Origin of the sequence: Pontibacillus chungwhensis (assembly GCF_030166655.1) — a bacterium.
Lineage (GTDB): Bacteria > Bacillota > Bacilli > Bacillales > BH030062 > Pontibacillus.
The window spans coordinates 3856373-3879394 of the sequence record NZ_CP126446.1; the positions used below are offsets into that span (position 1 = coordinate 3856373).

19 protein-coding genes are annotated in these 23022 nt (G+C 45.3%); 3 read left to right on the plus strand and 16 right to left on the minus strand.

Translation table 11 applies throughout. From position 1 onward, the window contains the following. Positions 1–10: 10 nt before the first annotated feature. The 7 genes from QNI29_RS19615 to QNI29_RS19645 all read right to left on the minus strand — a co-directional run bounded on the left by QNI29_RS19615 (position 11) and on the right by QNI29_RS19645 (position 8294). Complete coding sequence (locus QNI29_RS19615; protein WP_231417712.1) at positions 11–673, minus strand: TetR/AcrR family transcriptional regulator; 663 nt, start codon at positions 671–673, stop codon at positions 11–13. After that, positions 628–1575, minus strand: a complete 948-nt coding sequence (gene meaB / locus QNI29_RS19620) for a methylmalonyl Co-A mutase-associated GTPase MeaB (RefSeq protein ID WP_231417711.1) — start codon at positions 1573–1575, stop codon at positions 628–630. Before meaB ends, QNI29_RS19615 begins: the two co-directional genes overlap by 46 nt. 13 nt (positions 1576–1588) lie before the next feature. Beyond that, positions 1589–2731, minus strand: a complete 1143-nt coding sequence (locus QNI29_RS19625) for an acyl-CoA dehydrogenase (RefSeq protein WP_231417710.1) — start codon at positions 2729–2731, stop codon at positions 1589–1591. A gap of 15 nt (positions 2732–2746) precedes the next feature. Beyond that, entirely contained in the window at positions 2747–3889 is a 1143-nt protein-coding gene (locus QNI29_RS19630) for an acyl-CoA dehydrogenase (RefSeq protein ID WP_231417709.1), read from the minus strand. 11 nt (positions 3890–3900) lie between these two features. Then, positions 3901–4752, minus strand: a complete 852-nt coding sequence (locus tag QNI29_RS19635) for a 3-hydroxybutyryl-CoA dehydrogenase (protein WP_231417708.1) — start codon at positions 4750–4752, stop codon at positions 3901–3903. 20 nt (positions 4753–4772) lie between these two features. Beyond that, a complete protein-coding gene (locus QNI29_RS19640) occupies positions 4773–5960 on the minus strand; it encodes an acetyl-CoA C-acetyltransferase (RefSeq protein ID WP_231417707.1) in 1188 nt (395 codons plus the stop codon). A 207-nt stretch (positions 5961–6167) separates the two neighbouring features. Beyond that, positions 6168–8294 (minus strand): (Fe-S)-binding protein, encoded by a 2127-nt coding sequence (locus QNI29_RS19645; RefSeq protein ID WP_231417706.1) that lies wholly within the window; start codon positions 8292–8294, stop codon positions 6168–6170. Positions 8295–8513: 219 nt separating this feature from the next. On the opposite strand from QNI29_RS19645, the gene cls reads away from it, so the two are divergent. Together cls and uvsE are read left to right on the plus strand one after the other, a co-directional pair. Next, positions 8514–9704, plus strand: a complete 1191-nt coding sequence (gene cls, locus QNI29_RS19650; RefSeq protein WP_231417705.1) for a cardiolipin synthase — start codon at positions 8514–8516, stop codon at positions 9702–9704. A 14-nt stretch (positions 9705–9718) separates the two neighbouring features. Then, positions 9719–10672, plus strand: coding sequence for a UV DNA damage repair endonuclease UvsE (gene uvsE / locus QNI29_RS19655; protein WP_231417704.1), 954 nt, complete (start codon positions 9719–9721; stop codon positions 10670–10672). 249 nt (positions 10673–10921) lie between these two features. Here uvsE and QNI29_RS19660 read toward each other — a convergent pair whose 3' ends face one another. The 6 genes from QNI29_RS19660 to speE form a co-directional block, all read right to left on the minus strand. After that, on the minus strand, positions 10922–11101 hold the full coding sequence (locus QNI29_RS19660) for a XapX domain-containing protein (RefSeq protein WP_231417703.1): 180 nt from the start codon (positions 11099–11101) through the stop codon (positions 10922–10924). A gap of 534 nt (positions 11102–11635) precedes the next feature. Further along, entirely contained in the window at positions 11636–13306 is a 1671-nt protein-coding gene (gene argS / locus QNI29_RS19665) for an arginine--tRNA ligase (protein ID WP_231417702.1), read from the minus strand. After that, complete coding sequence (locus QNI29_RS19670; protein WP_231417701.1) at positions 13303–13746, minus strand: YwiB family protein; 444 nt, start codon at positions 13744–13746, stop codon at positions 13303–13305. The genes argS and QNI29_RS19670 overlap by 4 nt, the downstream gene beginning before the upstream one ends. A 1098-nt stretch (positions 13747–14844) precedes the next feature. After that, entirely contained in the window at positions 14845–15867 is a 1023-nt protein-coding gene (locus QNI29_RS19675; RefSeq protein WP_231417700.1) for an AimR family lysis-lysogeny pheromone receptor, read from the minus strand. A 246-nt stretch (positions 15868–16113) separates the two neighbouring features. Beyond that, positions 16114–16986 (minus strand): agmatinase, encoded by an 873-nt coding sequence (gene speB / locus QNI29_RS19680; RefSeq protein ID WP_231417699.1) that lies wholly within the window; start codon positions 16984–16986, stop codon positions 16114–16116. A gap of 12 nt (positions 16987–16998) precedes the next feature. Continuing rightward, the gene (gene speE, locus QNI29_RS19685; RefSeq protein WP_231417698.1) at positions 16999–17826 is read right to left on the minus strand and encodes a spermidine synthase; all 828 of its coding nucleotides are present in this window, start codon (positions 17824–17826) and stop codon (positions 16999–17001) included. A gap of 277 nt (positions 17827–18103) precedes the next feature. On the opposite strand from speE, the gene QNI29_RS19690 reads away from it, so the two are divergent. After that, a complete protein-coding gene (locus QNI29_RS19690; protein ID WP_255688438.1) occupies positions 18104–20176 on the plus strand; it encodes a transglycosylase domain-containing protein in 2073 nt (690 codons plus the stop codon). Positions 20177–20317: 141 nt separating this feature from the next. Here the strand turns inward: QNI29_RS19690 and QNI29_RS19695 are convergent, their stop codons facing one another. From QNI29_RS19695 to QNI29_RS19705, 3 genes are all read right to left on the minus strand, one after another. Then, positions 20318–20845 carry a YwhD family protein gene (locus QNI29_RS19695; protein ID WP_231417696.1) on the minus strand — a complete coding sequence of 176 codons (528 nt, stop codon included), beginning with the start codon at positions 20843–20845 and terminating at the stop codon, positions 20318–20320. 220 nt (positions 20846–21065) lie between these two features. Continuing rightward, on the minus strand, positions 21066–21563 hold the full coding sequence (locus QNI29_RS19700; RefSeq protein WP_231417695.1) for a YwgA family protein: 498 nt from the start codon (positions 21561–21563) through the stop codon (positions 21066–21068). Between the two features lie 13 nt (positions 21564–21576). After that, entirely contained in the window at positions 21577–22872 is a 1296-nt protein-coding gene (locus tag QNI29_RS19705; protein ID WP_231417694.1) for an HD domain-containing protein, read from the minus strand. Positions 22873–23022: the final 150 nt, after the last annotated feature.

Here is a 23022-nt window from a genome sequence, read left to right on the forward strand (position 1 = left end):
TCCCTCCTATTTATATAGGCTCTGAAAGTGATAATCCTTGAAACAAAAAATGCATCTGTCGCTCTGTATACGATTGGAGTGTAAATTCTTTCTGGAGGACCCAGCGTCTGAATCCCCACATCTGTCCCTGAACGAAGATGTTATTGGCTAATAGTTTTCGATCTTTCTCTTCAATGGGGTCTGACAAGCTATTCTCGATGACACATTCAATCATATGGAGCATATCGCGCTCTTTTTGCAACACGTAGTCCTGCGCATCTTTAGGAAGGGACTTCACTTCCTGATACATCACAACGACTTCATCCTGCATGTCATCCATTAGCTGAAAATAAGAGCGAATCGCTCGCTCGAGACTGTCCATCCCCGTTTCATTCATATCAATAACGGCTTCCATACGTTCTTTAACGTGTTCATAGATGAAATCACAGACGAGAAACAACACATCTTCTTTCGTACGAATATACTCGTACAGCGTTCCGATGCTGAATCCAGAGGCTTTCGCCAGTTCGCGCGTAGTTGTTTTGTGAAAGCCTTTTTCTTTAAATAAAGCCACTGCTCCCTTAATCATTTGGTCGCGTCGCTTTTTAATTAATCGTTCATCTTTAATCGACGTCGGCACCTTTTTCGTCACGAACTCCCCATCCTTCCCCGCTGCTTCCATTCTTTCAGCCATTCACCGGCCAGTTCATACGGATCGAGATTCTCTTCCCGGAGCTGTTTCTGCTTCTCCTCGTCCGCTTCGACGAATGTCTGTATATCCTTCCACAATTCTTCTCGGATCAGGTCATAGACCTCTAATTCAAGCTGGTCTTTCCGCTTTTCTATCCCTGCCTCTGTTTCCTTTAAGTATGCCAGGTGCTCTGTCATGGAACGCCAGAGCGTATCGATTCCTTTATTCTCTGTCGAAACGGTCTCAACAATAGGGTTCATCCACTCCCCGTGGGAGATCATCAGCAGCTCCTCAAGCTGTACTTTTAACTTCCTGACTCCAGGGAGGTCTGCCTTGTTTACTACGAAGAGGTCTGCAATTTCCATAATCCCGGCTTTAAACATTTGCAACACGTCTCCGCTGTTCGGAGTGAGTACAACCGCTGTCGTATCCACGACTTTCATAATATCAAGCTCGGACTGGCCGACTCCCACCGTTTCGACTAACACAACATCAAACCCGAAAGCATCACAGACCCGAATCGAGTCTTTCGTAGCTCGTGATAAACCACCAAGACTGCCACGCGTGGCCATGCTACGAATAAAGATGCCAGGATCTGTGAAGTGTTGCTGCATCCGAATCCGGTCACCTAACAATGCGCCCCCGCTAAACGGGCTCGTAGGATCAACAGCAATGACCGCTACTGTTAATCCGAGCTCCCGCAAGTGGGTCAGAAGCCGATTGACGAGCGAGCTTTTCCCAGCACCAGGTGAGCCTGTAATGCCAATATAATGAGCGTTTTTCTTAATAGAAAATACATCACTGAGAAGCTCCAATTTATCAGGATGGTTATTCTCCACTAACGTAATTGCCTTTGCCATTGCCCGGATATCCCCTGCCTGAATGCGTTCAGCTAGCTCGTGCATCGAACCTTCCTTTCTATTCTTTCGTCAGCATACGTCCAATAACAAGACGCTGGATTTCATTTGTACCTTCATAGATTTGCGTAATCTTCGCATCACGCATGTAGCGCTCAACCGGGTAGTCTTTCGTATAGCCATAGCCTCCGAAGACTTGCACCGCTTCGACCGTAATCCGCATCGCCGCGTCCCCTGCAAACAGTTTCGACATAGCAGAAGCTTTCCCGTATGCTTTGCCTTCTGACTCGAGCCAGGCAGCCTGATAGGTTAGGAGTCTCGCTGCTTCGATATCCGTTGCCATATCTGCCAGCTTGAACGAAACGCCCTGGTTCGCTGCAATCGGCTTACCGAATTGTTCGCGCTCTTTCGCATACCCAACTGACGCATCAAGGGCGCCTTGTGCGATACCAAGAGCTTGAGCTGCAATCCCGTTTCTTCCGCCATCGAGTGTGGTCATCGCAATCTTAAAGCCATCTCCTTCAGCCCCAAGCATATTTTTAGCCGGAACTTTACACTCTTCAAAAATCAACTCTGTTGTAGGAGAAGAACGAATACCGAGCTTCTTCTCTTTCTTCCCGAACGTAAATCCAGGAGTTCCTTTTTCAACGATAAAGGCACTAATGCCTTTATGCTTGGCATCGGCATCTGTTTTCGCAAATACGATATAGGTATCTGCCACTCCGCCGTTTGTAATCCACACCTTGCTTCCGTTTAACACGTAGTGATCGCCATCTTTTCTAGCTGATGTTCGCATCGACGCGACATCTGATCCGGCTCCTGGTTCTGATAAGGCATAAGCCCCAAGCTTCTCCCCACGAGCAAGTTCAGCTAAGTATGTTTTCTTCTGTTCTTCGTTTCCGTATTTAAATAGCGGCCAGCTTGCAAGTGAAATGTGAGCCGATAGCGTAACCCCAGTTGAGGCACATACGCGGGATAATTCTTCTACAGCAATCACATAGCTTACATAATCAGAACCGATCCCCCCGTATTCCTCAGGCCATGGAATTCCTGTCAGGCCAAGCTCAGCCATTTTGTCAAAAATCTCACGGTCAAAGCGTTCCTCTTCATCACGTTCTGCTGCTGTTGGTTCTACTTCATTCTTCGCAAAATCCCGTACCATTTTACGAAGCATTTCTTGCTCTTCGGTTAATTGAAAATTCATCCTCGTTCCCCTCCGTTACTTCGCTAATAAATGTTTGCTAATGACCATACGCTGAATTTCATTTGTTCCTTCGTAAATCTCACATACTTTCGCATCCCGGAATAACCGTTCTACATCGTAATCTTCTGTATATCCATATCCTCCGTGGATCTGAACGGCTTCAATGCTTGCGTTCATAGCTGCTTCTGATGCATATCGCTTCGCCATTGACGCTTCTTTTCCACACGCAATACCTGAGGATCTAAGAGAGGCGGCATTATAGGTTAATAGTTTCGAAGCTTCAAGCGCTGTTGCCATGTCCGCTAATTTGAACGAAACGCCTTGTTGCTGTGCGATTGGCTTCCCAAATTGCTCCCGCTCTTTCGCATAGGCTACCGACTGTTCAACCGCTGCTTCTAAAATGCCAAGCGATTGAGCCGCGATTCCAATTCGGCCAATATCAAGGTTCGCCATCGCAATCTTAAAGCCTTCTCCTTCTTCACCAAGGAGCTGACCGGACCGAATGCGACACTGATCGAAATTGAGCTGTACAGTTCCCGACCCGTGCATGCCCATTTTCTTCTCTTTCTTCCCCACTTCAAATCCAGGAGTTTCCCGCTCGACGATGAAAGCCGAAATGCCTTTTGACCCTGCTTCAGGATCTGTCCTGGCAAAAACAATAAAGGTGTTGGCGTTCGTTCCATTCGTGATAAACACTTTGGATCCATTTAACACATAATGATCCCCGTCTTTAATAGCCCTCGTTCGAAGGCCTCCGGCATCAGATCCAGCTCCCGGTTCGGTCAGAGCAAAAGCTCCGACGTATTCCCCTGAAGCAAGCTTCGGGATATAGGTCTTCTTCTGCTCTTCTGTGCCGAAATAAAGGATTGGGTTCGTTCCAACAGATGTATGCACGGATAAGATAACTCCAACAGATCCACTCACACGGGATAACTCATGGATCGCAGTAATGTAAGACGTGAAGTCCATTCCGGCACCGCCATATTGTTCAGGAATGGGAATGCCCATCAAACCAAGCTCTCCCATTTTCTTTATAAGTTCTTCTGGAAAACGGTCTTCTTTCTCCATCCTCTCTACAGCAGGAGCCACTTCACGTTCGGCAAAGTCACGGACCATTTTGCGCATCATTTGTTGTTCTTCTGTAAATTGTAGGTTCATGCTTTAACCTCCTAGCTGTACTGGTAAAACCCCCGACCTGACTTCTTCCCAAGCCATCCTGCTTTCACGTACTGACGAAGGAGTGGACATGGGCGGTACTTGCTGTCTCCGAATCCTTCATGAAGAACCTCCATGATATATAAGCACGTATCAAGACCGATAAAATCAGCGAGCGTAAGCGGCCCCATCGGATGATTCATACCAAGCTTCATCACATCATCCACCGCCTCCGGTGTCGCCACTCCTTCGTAAACGGTGTAAATGGCTTCATTAATCATCGGCATCAAGACCCTGTTCGAGACAAAACCAGGAAAGTCATTAACCTCTACCGGCGTCTTACTTAATTGCTTTGTAATGGTTTCAATGGCTTCGTAGGTCTCATCACTTGTTTGCAAGGCGCGAATAATCTCCACAAGCTTCATTACCGGAACTGGATTCATAAAGTGCATTCCAATAACTTGAGAAGGACGCTCCGTGACAGCGGCAATTTCTGTGATCGGTAATGAGGACGTATTCGACGCCAGAATCGCGTGTGAAGGAGCGTGGGCGTCGAGCGTCTGGAATACTTTCGTCTTCACGTCCATGTTCTCCACCACCGCTTCGATGACAAGATCACAATCGAAGCTGTCTTCAAGCTTTGTTGTCGTCTGGAGTCGCTCAAGTGTCGCCGCCTTTTCTCCCTCTGTCATGCGTTCTTTCTCAACAGCGCGGGAAAGCCTCTTCTCAATTCCGCTTCGCCCCTTTTCAAGCGCGTCTTCTGAAAGATCGTTTAATTTCACCTGAAACCCGGCCTGTGCAAAGACCTGGGCGATGCCAGCTCCCATTTGACCGGCACCTATCACCATCATGGTTTTCACATTCATTTTATTAAAGCCTCCCCGTCTTACTGTTTCGGTACTTCAATCATAATCGCGTCGCCTTGGCCGCCACCGCTACAAATGGCTGCAATACCTGTTCCGCCACCACGACGTTTTAATTCGTACATGAGCGTCAGGATAATTCTTGCTCCACTCGCTCCGATCGGGTGACCTAACGCAACGGCGCCTCCGTTTACATTCACTTTCTCTTCATCAAGGCCCGCAATCTTACCACTTGCAAGGGACACAGCCGCAAAGGCTTCATTGACTTCAAACAGATCGATCTCATCAATCGATTTGCCTGTCTTCTCTAAAATGGCATTGATAACTTTTCCTGGTGTTTCCGGGAAGTCCTGCGCTTCAACGGCAACTTCTGCATGCCCGATAACGGTCGCAAGAGGTGTATAGCCCTTTTCCTTGGCGTACTCATCTGACATGAGTAACATCGCTCCGGCCCCATCGTTTACCCCTGGCGCATTTCCTGCTGTAATGGTGCCATTTGGATCAAATACAGGACGCAATTTCGCTAATGCTTCCACCGATGTATCTTTACGAGGAGCCTCATCCTGATCCACAACGATTGGATCCCCTTTACGCTGAGGGACTTCTACTTTCGTAATTTCTTCTGCCATCTTTCCATCTTCCATCGCTTTAACGGCACGTTGATGAGAACGGTACGCCCACTCATCTTGTGCTTCCCGGCTCACTTCATATTTGTTCGCCGTGTTGTTGCCGTAATTCCCCATATGCACGCCTTCGAAGGAACACGTCAATCCGTCATGAACCATCATATCTTTCACTTTCTGGTCTCCCATACGGAAGCCCCATCGTGCTTTCGGAAGGAAGTAAGGCGCGTTCGACATGCTTTCCATGCCTCCGGCTACAATAACCTGTTCATCTCCTAAGCGAATTAACTGATCGCCAAGTGTTACTGAACGCATGCCAGAAGCACATACTTTGTTAATCGTTTCTGTTTTCACTTCCCAAGGAATGCCAGCGTGGCGGGCCGCTTGACGTGAAGGAATTTGTCCCTGTCCTCCCTGAAGAACCGTCCCCATAATGACTTCCCCAACATCTTCAGGTTTGAAGTTCGCTCGCTCCAACGTCGCCTTAATCGCTGTACCGCCAAGTTCTGATGCTGTTAACGAACTAATTGAACCTCCCAATTTACCAAAAGGTGTGCGTGCTCCCGCTACAATAACTGTCTTTGCCATTCATGATTCCTCCCCTTTTTTGATAACGCTTACAAAACACCCAAAAAACTGTCCATGTCGACCCCTGTTTCGGAACTCGATTGAACGCTCGTTCAACGACTGCTCATAAAGAATCCCATCCCTCTTCAAGAGACCTGGTTTATAAAAGAATGAGGGGGCGCCCAAGACATTTGGACGCCACACCTTGTTGTCACTCTATTTCGACAATTAAGCCGTTTGTTCCTCTTTTTCTGAACCAAAAATCGAGCGAGCTAAGATTTCAGCCACATCTTCTGTCGATACATCTTCTTCGACTTCTTTCGCTTTCGTTCCATCACTTAACATGGTCAGACAGAACGGACAGCCACTGGAGATCGTGGTTGGATCTACTTTTAGCGCTTGTTCTGTACGTGCCACATTGACGCGGTTTCCTGTTTTCTCTTCAGACCACATTAAGCCGCCACCAGCACCACAACACATACCATTTTGGCGATTACGCTGCATTTCAACGACTTCAACACCAGGAATTTGTTTTAAGATATCACGAGGTGGTTCGTACACTTCGTTATATCGGCCCAGGTAACAAGAATCGTGGTACGTAATCTTTTCTTTCACTTCATGCGTTGGCTTTAAGCGGCCATCTTTCACTAGTTCCGCTAACAGCTCTGTATGGTGATACACTTCAGCTTCAAATCCAAAGTCCGGATACTCATTTTTAAATACGTTATAAGCATGCGGATCAATTGTAACAATCTTCTTCACTTCAGCTTTCTCAAATTCTTTAATGTTTTTCTCTGCAAGGTCCTGGAATAGGAATTCGTTTCCAAGACGACGAGCTGTGTCCCCTGAGTTCCGTTCTTTGTTACCAAGGATGGCAAACTTCACGCCAGCTTCGTTTAACAAACGAGCGAAGGACATGGCGATCTTCTGTGAACGATTGTCGTAGGATCCCATTGAACTTACCCAGAAAAGGTATTCAAATTCTTCTCCATCTTTTTGCAGTTCTTTAACAGTTGGAATGCGAACCGCTTCGTCTTCTTTCTTCCAGTTCTCACGCTCTTTCTTAGAAAGACCCCAAGGGTTCCCCTGGCGCTCAATATTCATCATTGCACGCTGAGCATCCTGGTCCATCTTTCCTTCTGTTAGAACAAGATAACGACGAAGGTCGATGATTTTGTCGACATGTTCATTCATGACCGGACACTGATCTTCACAGTTACGGCACGTTGTACATGCCCAGATCTCTTCTTCTGTGATGACGTCACCGATCAAACTTGTTGTTTCCACATTCTCTAAGCTTGCTGCGGTTTCGTTCTGAGAAGCTTTCGCCATTTGAGCCAGTTGATTGCCATTTGTATTCTGAAAAGCATACGTTGGCACCCATGGTGACTTCCCTGTGACCGATGCTCCCTTCTCCGTTAAATGATCACGAAGCTTAATAATTAAGTCCATCGGAGAAAGCATCTTCCCTGTACCCGTTGCCGGACAGGCATTGGTACAGCGTCCGCATTCTACACAGGCATATAAGTCAATCATTTGCAGATAAGAGAAGTCTTCAATCTTCCCTGCCCCGAAGGAAACTTCTTCTTCGTCTTCTCCTTCGATATCAAAGTCGATCTTCTGAAGCTTCCCTGCACGTTTGTCTCTCGCCATAAATACGTTAACAGGTCCTGCTAACAAGTGAGCGTGCTTCGATTGAGGCACGTACACAAGGAATGTAAGTAAAATGAGTAGGTGAACCCACCAGGAAATAAAGAAGATGGCAGCTGCTGCTGTTTCTCCAATCCAGCTAAGTAAAAAGGCGATTCCTGAGGCTACTGGCTCTGACCATGTAAGGTCTTCATTGTGCCAAATAATCTCCATTCCGTTTCCAAGTAACACAGAAACCATTAATGTCCCAATAAAAATCAGGACGAGTCCTGCTTTCAGACCCCGCTTTAGGCGGACTAATTTCTCAACGTAACGACGGTAAAAGGCCCATACAACGGCTGTAATAATCGTTAACGTCACAAGCTCCTGGAAAAACGTAAATCCAGGATAGATCGGTCCAAGCGGCAGATGACTTTCTTTCCCAAGACCTTTAATAATAAAATCAATTGCCCCAAATTGGACTAAAATAAATCCATAAAACATCATGACGTGAATGGCGCCTGATTTTTTGTCTTTCAACAATTTCTTCTGACCAAACACATAGACCATAATATCCCGCAGACGTTCTTTCAACTGCAGATCAAAATCCATTTTCTTACCAAGCTGAATGTAAGCAATGCGCGTTCTAACAACTCGTACAAACAAATACAAACCGTAAGCGGTTACAATTAAGAACATAATCCAATTCAACAACAGTAAATCCATTCACTGCGCCCCCTTTGTTTATATGCGTGCCTTCCTTTTCTCCAGACCCCATTAGAGAATTATACGAAACCACAAAAATATTCTGACATCTATATCCTTATATTACAGAATGAATGAACATTCAGTCAACATCTTTCCCTCTTATTTATGTTCATTTTTATATAATTCAGGGAAAGCTAAAACTATGCTTAATTATTTGAAAGGAGCTTATCTCCGTTTATGGTCTTTATATATGTACTAGCAGCGATCCTACTGTTAATCGGATTACTCTTATTAGATTATGCATTAGGAAAGAAACACCACTTAAAAAATGTTCGTTTTCTTAATTTCGAAAGCACGACAGGTGAATATCAAATTTACACAGCTGGTGATCCGTTGTTTCAGGATCTATTTCAGGATTTACGACATGCAAAAAAGACAATTGATATGATGTTCTTTATTGTTAAAACCGATGACATAAGCGAGGAACTACTCGAGATCTTGAAGCAAAAAGCTGAAGAAGGGCTTCAAGTGCGTTTGTTACTTGACCGTGTTGGAAGCTTCCGGATTAATTCAAAAATAATTAAAGACCTAAGGGAGTCGGGCGTTCAGTTTGCTTTTAGCGAAACACCCAAATTTCCTTTCTTCTTCTATCGTTTACAACGACGGAACCATCGTAAAATTACGGTCATCGATGGAGACATTGGCTACATAGGCGGCTTTAATGTGGGTAGAGAATATTTAGGGAAGGATGCGGAGCTTGGAAACTGGAGAGATTACCATCTACGTTTACTAGGTGACATCGTTCAGCATCTTCAATGCACTTTCTTTGATGACTGGTATTTAGCGACGGGACACCATGACGAGGAACCCTTCCCAACGGAAACAGAGGGCGAAAAATGGATTGAGATCACTGCGACTGATGGCGTTCAGCTTGAAGACGTGTTTGAAAGCCTCATATGTCAGGCGAAAGATGAAATCTTTATCGGCACCCCTTATTTCATACCGAGTGAACGGTTGTTTAAATGCCTCACTGACGCGTTAGATCGCGGAGTCAATGTGAAGGTCATCGTTCCGATGAAAGCCGATCATCCCCTTGTCAAAGAAGCAGGACTGCCCTATATGATGCGATTGATTGAAGCTGGTGGTGAGGTGTATATGTTTGATCGAGGATTCTACCACGCTAAGGTTGTCATTATTGATCAGCAGCTCTGTGATATCGGAACAGCCAATTTCGACCGGCGAAGCCTGTTCTTAAATAAAGAAGTCAACACGATTATTCATAATTCCCGTTTCGTGATGGACTTGCGTCTTGCCTATTTAAAAGACGTACAAGACAGCCAGCCACTTAAAGAGCATATCTTCCAACTGAATACCATTCGTACAAAAATTAAAATTGGCATTGCCCGCTTGTTCCGGCCGCTGCTTTAGAAAGGATGACACGGATGCGCATACGGTTTGGGTTCGTTTCCCATACTTTATCGTTATGGGAAGCTGTCCCTGCAAAGACGCTAACGTTTAAACGCTATTCGGCTATGACCGAAGAAGAACGAACGAATAAACTATTAGAAGTGACTGCTAAAAATTTATACCACACGAAACGAGCGCTTTGGTTTAATCGGGCTGCTGAGATCCCCCTTTACCGATTCTCATCTTCGATCGTCCCCCTCGCTACGCACCCGGAGGTAGCTTGGGATTTCATTACGCCTTTTAAGAAGGACTGGGAAGAGATTGGCGATATTGTAAGAGCCAGTGGGCAGCGGATTAGCTTCCACCCGAACCAATTTACTGTCTTCACAAGCGACAAGCCCCATATTACAGAAAACGCCGTAACGGACATGACTTACCACTACCGGATGCTTGAAGCGATGGGTCTTGAAAATGAAGGGTTTATCAATATCCACATTGGTGGTGCTTACGGAGATAAATCATCAGCACTAGACCGATTCCATCAAAATATTTACGAAATGCCTGATGAAGTACGTAGCCGAATGACGATTGAAAATGATGATAAAACGTATACCACAGCTGAAACCTTAGCAGCCGCAGAGCAAGCAGGGCTCCCGGTGATGTTTGACTACCATCATGAAATGGCAAACCCAGGCGAAGAAGACTACGCCTCCCTCCTCCCCCGTTTGTTCAAAACATGGGAGGGAACGGGCTATCCCCCTAAAGTTCATTTATCTTCTCCTAAATCAACAGAAAAGTACCGGGCCCATTCCGACTTTGTCGATCCGGAATTTGCCGTTCCGTTTTTGAAGGCTTGTAAAAAGGAGACGGATGTTCTAGATGTGATGATTGAGGCGAAGGAAAAAGATCGTGCTCTTCTTCAAATTGTGGAGGACTTAAGCGCGATTCGCGGGGTGAAGCGTGTGCGTGGCGGCGAGATTGAGTTTTGACTATTTGGAGCGAAGATGAGATAGCAAGGGGGAGAGGTCCGTTTCCAGAAAAGTGCTTGGGCTTACTGGGGGCCAACTCGCTTTCCTGCGGGGAGCTGGGAAGCCTCCTCGTTCGCTTCCGCTCTCTGTGGGGTCTCCCCTAGGCTCCTTACCCCGCGGGAGTCTCGCAGGCCCCCAGTAAGCCCGAGCGATAAATGTGTGAACGGACCCGCACAGTCGCTATCCCCTCCATCAAAGAAACATCTCCTATTATTTGAACAAATTTTCGATGAGGGGACTGAGTTGTTCGTAGGCTTTGAAGCCGAGGTAAATGCCGACGATGCCCATGACTCCGGCTAGTGCTGGTGGGGCTGGGATGGGGAGTTTGAAAAGGGCAAATACAAAACCAACGAAAAATCCTGTTACGATGGAAAGAAGGATAATTTTCATAACTACGTCTCCTTTGTCTTGTAGGTTGGTTTTAGTATATTCCTTTTTCTATAGGGTTACCATTCTATTTTAAACGTAGGCTCTGTTATAGTTTAGTGTTGTTATTTTATAGGCTTGTTCAATACCCAAAGCTGAGACATTTAAGTGTAGATAGGACCGTCTTTATTGACTAGTGCTTGGGGTGGCTGGGGCGTCGCGTAGATTCAACTCTATTTTCTAATATGGTATGTTTCCGTTCTTCTAAATATGGAAAAAGGTGGTTCGGGAAATTGCGAGACTCCTGCGGCACAAGGAGCCTAGGGGAGACCCCACAGAGAGCGCAAGCGAACGAGGAGGCTCCCCAGCTCGCCGCGGAAAGCGAGTGATTTCCCGAACCACCTTACGCTCAGACTAGCGCTAACGGAAACATTCTCACTTTCCGGTGCTCCTTATTAGGGACTTTTATGTAACGTGTAAAAAATCAACAATCAACTTTAACAGAGCCTAAACGTAAAAAGAGGGACCTCCTTTTGGGAGGTCCCTCTTTCTCATGAATTACATTCTTGCTGGTGCGGATACGCCGATTAGTTTTAGGGCGTTTTCGATTGTTTGGCGTGTTGCTTCCATTAGGGCCATACGTGCTTGTGTACGCTCCACTTGCTCTGTGTCTAACACTTTCTCAGCGTTGTAGAAGCTGTGTAAGTCAGAGGCTAAGTCAAATACGTACTGCGTCACGCGGTGAGGCATACGCTTTTCAGCAGCGTCTGCTACTAGTTGCGGGAAGTCACCAAGGCGTTTGAGTAATGCTTCTTCTTTTTCTGAAGAAAGATGAGTGCCGTCGATTTCCTCTGTAAACTCGAAGCCTTTCTCTTTTGCAGAGCGAAGCATGCTGCAAATACGCGCGTGTGCGTATTGAACATAATACACCGGGTTATCGTTTGATTCAGACTTCGCTAAGTCCATATCAAAGTCAAGGTGAGAGTCACTTGAACGCATGCTGAAGAAGTAACGCATTGCGTCAATTCCTACTTCGTCCATCAGTTCACGTAGCGTGACAGCTTTACCGGTACGTTTACTCATCTTCACTTTTTCACCGTTTTGGAACAAGTTCACCATTTGGATGATTTCCACTTCTAGTGTGCTCTCGTCATTTCCAAGCGCTTGGATCGCTGCTTTCATACGAGGAATGTACCCATGGTGGTCGGCTCCCCAGATGTTAATAAGCGTTTCGTAGCCACGCTCTAACTTGTTTTGGTGATAAGCGATGTCTGGAGTCAGGTACGTGTAACTTCCATCATTCTTAATAAGAACACGGTCTTTATCGTCACCAAAGTCCGTTGTACGGAACCATGTTGCACCGTCTTGTTCGTAGACATAGCCTTTTTCTTTTAATGTTTCAACGGCTTGCTGAACTTTTCCAGAATCATAGAGAGATGTTTCAGAGAACCACTCATCGAACGGAACGCGGTACATCGCTAGGTCATCTTCAATTTTCTTCAGTTCATATTTCAGTCCGTATTCACGGAAGAATTTCAGACGCTCTTCTTCTGATTTGTGCTTCCACTCGTCGCCATATTCTTGAACAAGGCTGTTTCCAAGTTCGATGATATCTTTCCCGTTGTACCCATCTTCAGGCATCGGGAAGTCTTCACCTAACGCTTGCATGTAGCGAGCTTCCATGGACGTTGCCAAGTTGTTGATCTGGTTACCGGCATCGTTAATGTAATATTCACGAGTTACATTGTAGCCAGCTTTGTCTAAAACGTTGCACAGCGCGTCCCCAACAGAGGCACCACGTGCGTGACCAAGGTGAAGATCGCCTGTTGGGTTGGCTGATACGAACTCTACCTGAATCTTATGGCCATTTCCGACCTGACTTGAACCATAGCTCTCGCCAGCCTTAAGAATCGTTGGCACAAGGCCTGTCAGGTACTGGTTATCCATAAAGAAGTTAATGAAGCCAGGACCTGCAATTTCCATTTGTTTAATGGATGCTTTTGATTGGTCAAAGTTCGCTACTATATCTTCTGCAATCTGGCGTGGCGCTTTACGTGCTACACGAGCAAGTTGCATCGCCATATTCGTTGCGTAATCGCCGTGGCTCTTGTCCTTTGGCGTTTCTAAAACGACAGTAGGTAATTCACTTTCACTTGCTAATTCAGCTTTTAGTACGGCCTGTATAATTTCATCTTTTAACTTTTGTTCCGTTTGTTCAACAATATTCATGATTGGCCCTCCTCTTTGAATCGTAAGGATAAACGATGACGTTGTTTCTGTTGTCCGTTCACTTCTAAGTCGTAATTTATTTTCAGCATGCCCTTCAAGACGTCATTAGATTCTTGAAAGGATATCGTTTTTGTAGTGGTTTGCAAATGAAACTTTCCGTACTGATGGTGATACACACTTTCCGTACTTTGTTTCTCTCGGAATACCTGATTCATTCGTACAGGACCCGTCCGACGAATGATGACTTTGTCCGGATGAATGGTTACAAGGTTGTCCACTTTCGTCTCATCCTCTGTTTTCTCTGTGAAACGAATAATATGGGCATTCCCTTTCTGAACATAATCCCCGGGCTCGTCTACAACGATGTTTTGTTTCTGATCTTCGTCTTTAATCTCAGTCTCTAGTCGAACACGTATAGGAGTACGATCCTCCGCCATCATGCGTCACCTCTTCCTTCTCACCAGTCGTCAATCACGATCTTTTCTTAACTTAACCATTATAAGAATTCCAGAAGAAAAACTCAATAGATGATTACTAGAAAAGTGCAGGGGGCTTGCTTAGAGGCGTACGGATAAGACAGCTTTTTGGAAAAGGCGTTAGCCTTTGGAAAAAAGATGACTTATCTCGCTAGCCTCTAGCCCCCGGAACTGGATCAGGAAAAGTGCAGGCGGGGTGGTCAGGGGCGTACGGATAAGCAAGATGCCGGAAGTGGCGTTAGCCACTGCAGTTAGATTGCTTATCTCGCTAGCCCCTCCCCGCCGGAACTGGATCAGGAAAAGGGCAGGCGGGGTGGTTAGGGGCGTACGGATAAGCAAAATAACGGAAGTGGCGTTAGCCACTGCAGTTAGATTGCTTATCTCGCTAGCCCCTCCCCGCCGGAACTGGATCAGGAAAAGGGCAGGCGGGGTGGTTAGGGGCGTACGGATAAGCAAAATAACGGAAGTGGCGTTAGCCACTGCAGTTAGATTGCTTATCTCGCTAGCCCCTCCCCGCCGGAACTGGATCAGGAAAAGGGCAGGCGGGGTGGTTAGGGGCGTACGGATAAGCAAAATAACGGAAGTGGCGTTAGCCACTGCAGTTAGATTGCTTATCTCGCTAGCCCCTCCCCGCCGGAACTGGATCAGGAAAAGTGGAGACGGGGTCAGGTAAAGAGGAAGTTCGACTAAGTTCGCCACGTCCTGTGGCAACGTCGAACGACCCGACGTCGTGTGGGCGGAACTGGATCCAGAAAAGTGCAGGCGACTTACTTCAATAGAGAAGGAGCGGGGCGTCCCGACGCTTCTGGAACGCATTCAGACTCTTTTGGGTACCAAACCTCCTCATCCCGACACGTTTCCTTGTTGTTCTGACGTATTTTGGCTTTGTTCCGCCACATTTCACTTTTGTAGTGACACTTTCCCCAACCATCAGGACACCTTCACCACTCGTCCTGATACTTTGTCAGCAGTTCCGACACTCTCGCCCATTCTCCCAACAAAAAAAGACCCGCTAACAACCGAGTCTTCCATAAAAATTTCCTATTTCATTCTCTATTTTTTTTACAGCTTCTTCAGTTCACTCAATGGGATCTTCGCGAACATGTAATGCCCCTGCCTGATAAAGGCTTGGTGGGATTTTGTGAGAAGCTCTTTATCTTTCAACGCTTTTCCTAAGTAATAATCTTGGAAAGGGCTTCGGTCTTGAATAGGTGAGAGGATATCAATGGCGGTCTGGACATCTCCTCTGGCAACTGCTAAATGAGCCTGTTCCGATTTATCGCTTGTCGTAATCCCTTCGTAAACCCCATTCACTGCTGAAAGAAACGGAATATTATGGTTTTTGACACTCTCTACATACCTATAGTCCCCTGCTTCTTCTGCTATTCGCATCGCTTCGTTCGCGTGATACATCGCATGTTGATAGCTTTCTAGAACGTAACTAATGGCAAGGTAGTTGTGAACAAAGGATTTCTTGTCAGGGTTAAAGGTTTTATTTAATACTTTAAAGGCATATTTGCGCCCTAACAGAAGTTCATTCTTGGATAGATGATAAACGAAAAAGACTTCATCCAATCGCTCCTCGTAACAGAGCAGGAGGAATGAATCACGTATGTGTAACATTTCCTCTGTAATAGCTTCCACATCATTGCCCATCTTGCCATACTGATTCAGGTCTACATGGGCATATAATTTTAAGAACAGCATGATCACATTTATTTCTTTGTTCAGTGGTTTAATGCGGCTTAATTCCAGCAAAATTTCATTCGGATCATTATAATGGGTCTTCCGTTCTAACACGATTCGATAGACACGTCCCCACTGTTGGTTGATTGGATTCGAACTAGCTTCGTTAATCTTGATCAGTTTCTCACATGCTTCCCGAAACCCTATTATGTATAGAAATTCCAGCCCTTTACGCTGGTTATCTTCATTTCTCGATTCAAGACAAAAGTGTTTCATACACTCTAGTACTTGGGATCGCTCATACTGACGTGACAAAACTTTATATACAGCAAAAATCGGCGCCTCTTCCGGCTGCTGAAAAGGGCTAATAATGGCTTCAACATTTACGCTCTCATCCATCTCTCCACTTCCTTTATCGCCGAATCCACAAGCTACACTTTACTTTCGTACCTTTACACAAAAACCATTTTTTCACAGATCAGCAAGACTATCAAGAAAAAAGACTAATAAATTATAAGCTTGCTTTACTGATGTGAAGCACCACAGCGTGTCTGACACCCTTTAATACAGCAGAGCGACGCAGGGTGTCTGGCACGCTTTATCCTACTAAAGGAAAAGCCCCTACTTATGGGTAGGGGCGTTGGTTTATTTGGTCCAGCCTAGCAGGATTTCACGGATCATTTTGCTGGCTGTGATTTGGGTTTGTTCGGATGGGTCATAGGCGGGTGCTACTTCTACAAGGTCAGCACCGATGATGTTAAGATCTGAATCGGCAATCATACGGATGGATTCAAGCAACTCTTTAGAAGAGATGCCCCCTGCTTCTGCTGTTCCTGTTCCAGGTGCGTAAGCTGGGTCAAGGACATCGATATCGATCGTCACATAGACGTTACGTCCTGATAGCGTCGGCAATACTTTCTTCAAAGGCTCTGCGACCTCAAACTTAGACATGTGCATGCCGCTTTCTTTCGCATATTGAAACTCTTCGCGCATACCAGAACGAATGCCAAAGGAATATACATTCTCAGGTCCGATCAACTCACAAATCTTTCTTACTGGAGTAGAGTGAGACAATGCTTCGCCTTCGTATTCTTCTCTAAGATCTGCGTGGGCATCGATGTGAATGAAGGCCATATCGCTGTACTTCTCATGGAAGGCTTGGATAATCGGCCAAGTGACCAGATGCTCCCCACCCATTCCTAGAGGGAATTTCCCCTGATCTAGAATGGTGGTCACGTAATCCTGAATCATATCAATGCTTCGCTGCGGATTTCCAAATGGCAAAGGAATATCTCCTGCATCAAAGTAAGCGACTTCTTCAAGGTGTTTATCGGCATAAGGACTATACTCTTCAAGTCCAAGTGACGCTTCCCGAATTCGGTTCGGGCCAAAGCGTGAGCCTGGTCGGAAACTAACCGTCCAGTCCATCGGCATACCAAAGAGAATAACGTCTGACTCTTCGGCTGTCGGGCGACTCATAATAAATACTTTACCAGAATAGGCTTCGTCAAAGCGCATGATCTCTCCCCCTTACTTCGTTAAGTCTTGTACGAACTTCGGAAGCACGAACGCTGCCTTATGAAGCTCTTTCGTATAGTATTTCGTATCGATTTCGTGGAAGCGCGCTTCACTCACTTCTAACGGATCATATGATTTACTTCCGATTGTGAACGTCCAGAGGCCGCTTGGGTACGTCGGGATGTTAGCTGTATATAAACGAGTGATCGGGAAGATTTCACGAACATCGCTCATCACCTGCTGAATTAAATCTGCTTTGAACCAAGGGTTGTCTGTTTGGGCAACGAAAATCCCGTCTTCTTTTAATGCATTGGAAATACCGGAGTAGAATCCTTTCGTGAACAAGTTCACTGCCGGACCTACTGGTTCTGTTGAATCCACCATGATGACGTCATAAGCGCCTTCGCTCTTTGCGATGTGCATGAAACCATCATCAACCTTCACTTCCACACGAGGATCATCAAGGGTACCCGCGATAGACGGAAGGTATTGCTTAGAGTATTCAATAACCTTCCCATCAATTTCTACAAGGGTAGCTTTCTCAACACTCGGGTGCTTAAGGACCTCGCGAATGACGCCGCCGTCGCCCCCTCCCACAACAAGAACGTCCTTAGGGTTAGGGTGAGTAAATAACGGAACGTGCGCAACCATTTCGTGATAGACAAATTCATCACGTTCTGTCGTCATAACCATATCATCAAGGGTTAACATGTTCCCCCACTCTTCTGTTTCAAGCATAGCTAGTTCTTGGAATTCAGTCTTCTCTGTATGATGTGTTTTATTAATCTTCGTCGTAATGCCGAAGTTTTCTGTTTGCTTCTCTGTATACCAAATGCTCATTTATTCTTACTCCTTTCGTAAACCGTTATGATAAAAGGCATTTAAGCCGTTTCATAGAAAGTCCTTAACATTATACCATTCGATAACCCTCTCGGTTGTACCTGCTTTCTACTTTCTTTCACGGAAGAAAATCTTTCAAACAATCAAATTATAGAGAAGCTAGCGAAAAAATCAAGTCTTTTTCCCGTTCTCAGTGCCTGAATGTTTAAAACCCTCTCCCCTTACCTATACTGATTTGTAAAAACAGGTTCGTCTATCTATGAGGGGAGATCGTTCCATGAAACTACGAATACCTCAGATTTTTTATAAAAATAAACCCATAAAGTGGCTCAGTCTATCCGCCGCTTCTCTTATAACCCTTTTCATTACCAGTTTGATAGGGGTGTTTTTATATTGTTACGTGGCTGGTCCACCACCCCTAAAGAATGAACAAAACACGATCTTTTATGCACAGGATGAGAGTGTAATTGGTGTGGAGCACGGGGGTGAAAATCGCTACTGGATCGAGCTCGATGAAATGAATCCAGCCTTTATTCAAGCTACTCTTCTAACAGAAGATAAACGTTTCTACGATCATTTCGGTTTTGACGTAAAACGAATTGCAGCGGCCGTGATCCAGGATATTAAAGCGATGGCGAAAGTCCAGGGAGCGAGTACCATTACACAGCAATATGCTCGGAACCTGTACTTATCCCACGAGAAGACATGGACGCGTAAAATTAAAGAGGCGCTCTATGCTGCAAGACTCGAGATGTTTTACGATAAGGATGAGATTTTAGAAGGCTATTTAAATACGATTTACTATGGTCATGGTGCGTACGGAATCGAGGCAGCGAGTCGGTTTTATTTCGACAAACATGCTTCAGAGATTACGCTTTCTGAAGCAGCCCTTCTCACGTCCATTCCGAAGGGACCTTCTTATTACTCTCCGTATACCCATCTTGAGAACGCAAAAGCACGTCAAAACCTGATCTTGCAACATATGAAAGAGAAGCAAGTGATCTCAGAACAGGAGTATGCGAGTGCTAAGAATGCTTCAATCCGTCTCGCTCCTCGATCTGAGAAAGTGGTTGCCCAAGTGGCTCCGTATTTCCAAGACCGCGTGATGCAAGAGGCCTCTTCTATACTTGATCTTGATGCGGAGTCGATTCGTTCTGGGGGCTACCACATCTACACCAGTCTCAAAGTTTCGATGCAAGAAGAGCTCGAGAAGTCCGTGAGAGAGAAAATTGATGAGCGATCTGATATTCAAATTGGGGCTGTCAGTATGAATCCGGAAACGGGTGGGATTCTGGCGATGGTTGGGGGGCGATCTTATTCTGAGAGTCCTTATAACCGTGCTGTGCAAGCGAAGCGGATGCCAGGGTCAACGTTTAAGCCGTTCCTTTACTACGCAGCCCTTGAAAATGGCTATACACCTGCTACGACGCTTCTCAGTAAACCGACCTATTTTGAATTAGAAGATGGAACGGTCTACGAACCGAGTAACTACAATGGTTATTATGCTTATGAGCCGATTACACTCGCTCAAGCTATTGCTTTATCAGACAATGTTTACGCTGTGAAAACGAATGTGTTCCTTGGAGAAGAAACACTTGTCGAGACCGCACACCGCATGGGGATCTCAAGCGATCTTCCGGCCGTCCCTTCCCTTGCCCTTGGAACCGCTTCTGTGTCTGTACAAGAGATGGTGGGCGCCTACAGTTTGTTTGCAAACGGCGGGGTTGCAGTGAAGCCTCATACGATTGAGAAAATCACTGACGCATATGGGCACGTCGTTTATGAACGCAAGCAAGGAGATAAGAAACAAGTCATCGATCATGATAAGGCGTTTGTATTGGCGCATTTAATGACTGGAATGTTCGATGAATCTCTGAATGACTATATGAAGGTGACAGGGTCATCCATTGCCGATCAGCTATCACGCACCTATGCGGGTAAGTCAGGAACCACGAAGACGGACAGTTGGATGATCGGTTTCAGTCCTCAGGTAGCAACTGGGATTTGGACAGGCTATGACGATAATGAACCGATCGAGAAAGTGGAGGATCACCAGTATGCAAAAGACATCTGGGCGTCCTACATGGAGGCCGTTCATCAGGAACATCCTTACAAAACCTTTGCCCCATCTGATGGTGTAGTGGGCGTCTATATTGATCCGGACAGCGGGCAACTGGCTACTCCTTACTGCCCACATCAGCGCCTTGCCTACTTCGAAGAAGGCTCTGAGCCAACGACTTATTGTGAACACCACTTCCCAGGTGATGCACCTGAGGGGAGTTTACCGAAGCCACCGAATTCTGATCAAGAGAAAGAAAAGAAGAGCTGGCTCTATGATTTATTCTTTTAATATAGAAAAAGGTCGGCTGTGTGAGCCGACCTTTTTCTGTGTCCTAGTAAACATGTGTAATACCCATGTGATTCATATTTTACAAATTTATCTCAAAATACTCAAGATTTTCAAACATTATTCAAATTCTAGTCACAATTTCTACTGCTGATCCGGAAGGGCTGCCTTCAATTCATCTGAGGAATTTGCCCACATTTGTTCGTTATGAGAACGCAAGAAGTCTCCAAGAAGTTTCTTCGATGGTTCATCCATATTCTCTACGATGATTTTACTTTTCAGAGATTTATCCATATTATTCACGTGCTCCGGAAGTGATTTATAACCACGTCTCGTTTCATGGTCAATGACCATTTCACAACCTGTTACGCCTGCATAATAAGGACCGTCCTCGTTATGAGCAACCGTCACCCACACAATCCAAAACGTTTTGCCATTTGGAGCAATTTCACGGTCTGGCTTAAATTTAATTCTTTTCTCAAGCTTACTGCGTGCGTGCATCGCACCCATATCAATGTAAGCTTCTCCTTCGGTTGGGTCAATCATAACAGGGGACATGTTCTCTAAACTGATTGAACCTACACCATATCCACCATGACCATCCGTCGAGTCATCTTTTAAAATCGTGAACTGATTCTTCTTTTTATTTGTAGACTGATCATTTGAACTCATCGCGTGATCCTCCTTCTTCCTACACGAAATCATTTATTCCCTTATTCTAACACATCCACCCACTCCCACTAAAGCAATGCAGGGTGCCAGACACGCATCAGTGCTCTAAAGCGCTGAATGGTGCCAGACACGCGTTACTGCCCTAAAGCACTAAACGGTGTCTGACACCCTTTAGTGCTTCAACGCATAAAAAAAGACCCTTGCGATGGCAAGGGTTTGATTAGTTTAGAAGTCGGTTGATGAAGCTCCAGGCTTGCTCGAGTTCTTCGTCTGTATAATTCATCTTTTTCTTTACAGCTCTTACTTTTTCTTCGCATTCTTCGCGGGATAACTGGTCAAAGTAAAGCATGGTTGAAACGAGCTCTAGGAAACGGGAGCTTTCCTCATTCATATTGTGAATGTGCTCGGTCATATCCTCTAGAGGCATGTCCTTATAGTGAGTTAGAAACTCTTCTCCGCCCTCTGTTAAACTATAGCGATACTGGTGGTAGTTGCTCTTCTTCTCATGCGTTTCTGAAAGAAAACCAAGGTTACACAACTCCTCCACGCGTAGCGTAAGTTCCTCAGAGTAAGGCCCGTAGAAGTGAAACTCATAGCGCTCTTCAAACGGGTACCCTGCTTTCTTTAAAATATAAATCATTTTCTGTAGTCGTTTACGGCCGACAACTTCTTCACATTGTGAAAAAAACCGAACCAGCTTGGCGTGATTATTTAACACAACGGCTCATCTCCTATCCGTACAAGATTTCCAAAATACGTTTCTTCGTTTTACTCCGGTTGGATAACCCTTCAATAAAATCTTTAGGGAAATATAGCTTGTGATCTGTACGTTTCTTTCCTGAAATGGATTCTACGATGTCTGACTGTCTTGACAACTCTTTTAATTCTCCGTTTGGTCTGAGTAAATGGATCGGTAAACGTTCTCCTTCTTCCCCAGGACGGTAAAAGTCATAAGGAAGGTCCGACGAGGAGTCTACTACGAGATAGTAGTCAGGATCAATCCCTGCTTTCTGGAAAAGCTTATGCAATTCCATCCACTCACTCATTTGCTGATTTGGGTTAAATTCAACGTATTTGAATAAGTGACGATCCACAAAGCGCGCACACAGATCGCTTAAGATCGGATCTTTCTCATCTTTCCAAATTTGGAAGTAATACATAACAACATTTTCATCTAGCTTTAAATACTCCTGAAGGTCCACATCCCCTGCAAAAAAGGACGTAAAGTGATACGGTTCCAGGTAGAACGAGTACTCGTTTTCATACAATTCTTTCGCTCTATGTAAAATCTTCGTGAGGATAACCTCGGCACTTCTTGTTACAGGGTGGAAATACACTTGCCAATACATCTGATAACGGCTCATTATATAATCTTCGACAGCATGCATCCCACTTTCCTTCACAACGACCTGATCTTCCATCGGTCGCATCACTCGAAGAATACGCTCCATATCAAAATGACCATAACTTACCCCGGTAAAATAAGCATCACGCTGCAAGTAGTCCATCCGATCAGCATCAATTTGGCTTGAAATCAGACTAACGACAAGCTTATTTTCATACGTCTTATTAATGACATCTGCCACTTTATGGGGAAAATTGTCATCCACTCTTCTCAATATAGCGTTTACCCCTGTGTTTCCAAGGATAATCTTCCTTGTAAAATCTTCGTGATCCAACTTAAAGACTTTCTCAAAGCTATGGGAAAACGGGCCATGACCGAGATCGTGAAGAAGAGCTGCGACCAAGCATAATAAGCGCTCATCCTCATCCCAATTTGGGCGGTTCTCGAAATTGGTAATGATACGGCGAACAATTTCATAAACCCCTAGTGAATGATTAAAGCGACTATGCTCTGCCCCGTGGAAGGTTGTATAAGACGTTCCGAGCTGCTTAACTCGACGTAGGCGCTGGAATTCAGGAGTTCCTATCAGATCCCAAATGACGCGGTCTCGAACGTGTACATACCGATGAACAGGGTCTTTAAATACTTTTTCTTCGTGTAATTTTTCGTCTTTATACGCCATAACTTTCTGCCCTTCCTATTCCCGACAATATTTGTTCTATTATATACGAAAATTTCCAATTCATAAACCATTCTGGCGTTCTTTTATCCTTTCCCCATTTTAGAGGTTGATCCCCTAAGGAACAACCCCGTAATTTGTCGAATTAGTGAA

What these genes read in the sequence shown, in the direction of transcription:
- QNI29_RS19615 (WP_231417712.1), bottom strand. Translation starts at nt 673, where the DNA reads ATGGCTGAAAGAATGGAAGCAGCGGGGAAGGATGGGGAGTTCGTGACG.
- meaB (WP_231417711.1), bottom strand. Translation starts at nt 1,575, where the DNA reads ATGCACGAGCTAGCTGAACGCATTCAGGCAGGGGATATCCGGGCAATG.
- QNI29_RS19625 (WP_231417710.1), bottom strand. Translation starts at nt 2,731, where the DNA reads ATGAATTTTCAATTAACCGAAGAGCAAGAAATGCTTCGTAAAATGGTA.
- QNI29_RS19630 (WP_231417709.1), bottom strand. Translation starts at nt 3,889, where the DNA reads ATGAACCTACAATTTACAGAAGAACAACAAATGATGCGCAAAATGGTC.
- QNI29_RS19635 (WP_231417708.1), bottom strand. Translation starts at nt 4,752, where the DNA reads ATGAATGTGAAAACCATGATGGTGATAGGTGCCGGTCAAATGGGAGCT.
- QNI29_RS19640 (WP_231417707.1), bottom strand. Translation starts at nt 5,960, where the DNA reads ATGGCAAAGACAGTTATTGTAGCGGGAGCACGCACACCTTTTGGTAAA.
- QNI29_RS19645 (WP_231417706.1), bottom strand. Translation starts at nt 8,294, where the DNA reads ATGGATTTACTGTTGTTGAATTGGATTATGTTCTTAATTGTAACCGCT.
- cls (WP_231417705.1), top strand. Translation starts at nt 8,514, where the DNA reads ATGGTCTTTATATATGTACTAGCAGCGATCCTACTGTTAATCGGATTA.
- uvsE (WP_231417704.1), top strand. Translation starts at nt 9,719, where the DNA reads ATGCGCATACGGTTTGGGTTCGTTTCCCATACTTTATCGTTATGGGAA.
- QNI29_RS19660 (WP_231417703.1), bottom strand. Translation starts at nt 11,101, where the DNA reads ATGAAAATTATCCTTCTTTCCATCGTAACAGGATTTTTCGTTGGTTTT.
- argS (WP_231417702.1), bottom strand. Translation starts at nt 13,306, where the DNA reads ATGAATATTGTTGAACAAACGGAACAAAAGTTAAAAGATGAAATTATA.
- QNI29_RS19670 (WP_231417701.1), bottom strand. Translation starts at nt 13,746, where the DNA reads ATGATGGCGGAGGATCGTACTCCTATACGTGTTCGACTAGAGACTGAG.
- QNI29_RS19675 (WP_231417700.1), bottom strand. Translation starts at nt 15,867, where the DNA reads ATGGATGAGAGCGTAAATGTTGAAGCCATTATTAGCCCTTTTCAGCAG.
- speB (WP_231417699.1), bottom strand. Translation starts at nt 16,986, where the DNA reads ATGCGCTTTGACGAAGCCTATTCTGGTAAAGTATTTATTATGAGTCGC.
- speE (WP_231417698.1), bottom strand. Translation starts at nt 17,826, where the DNA reads ATGAGCATTTGGTATACAGAGAAGCAAACAGAAAACTTCGGCATTACG.
- QNI29_RS19690 (WP_255688438.1), top strand. Translation starts at nt 18,104, where the DNA reads ATGAAACTACGAATACCTCAGATTTTTTATAAAAATAAACCCATAAAG.
- QNI29_RS19695 (WP_231417696.1), bottom strand. Translation starts at nt 20,845, where the DNA reads ATGAGTTCAAATGATCAGTCTACAAATAAAAAGAAGAATCAGTTCACG.
- QNI29_RS19705 (WP_231417694.1), bottom strand. Translation starts at nt 22,872, where the DNA reads ATGGCGTATAAAGACGAAAAATTACACGAAGAAAAAGTATTTAAAGAC.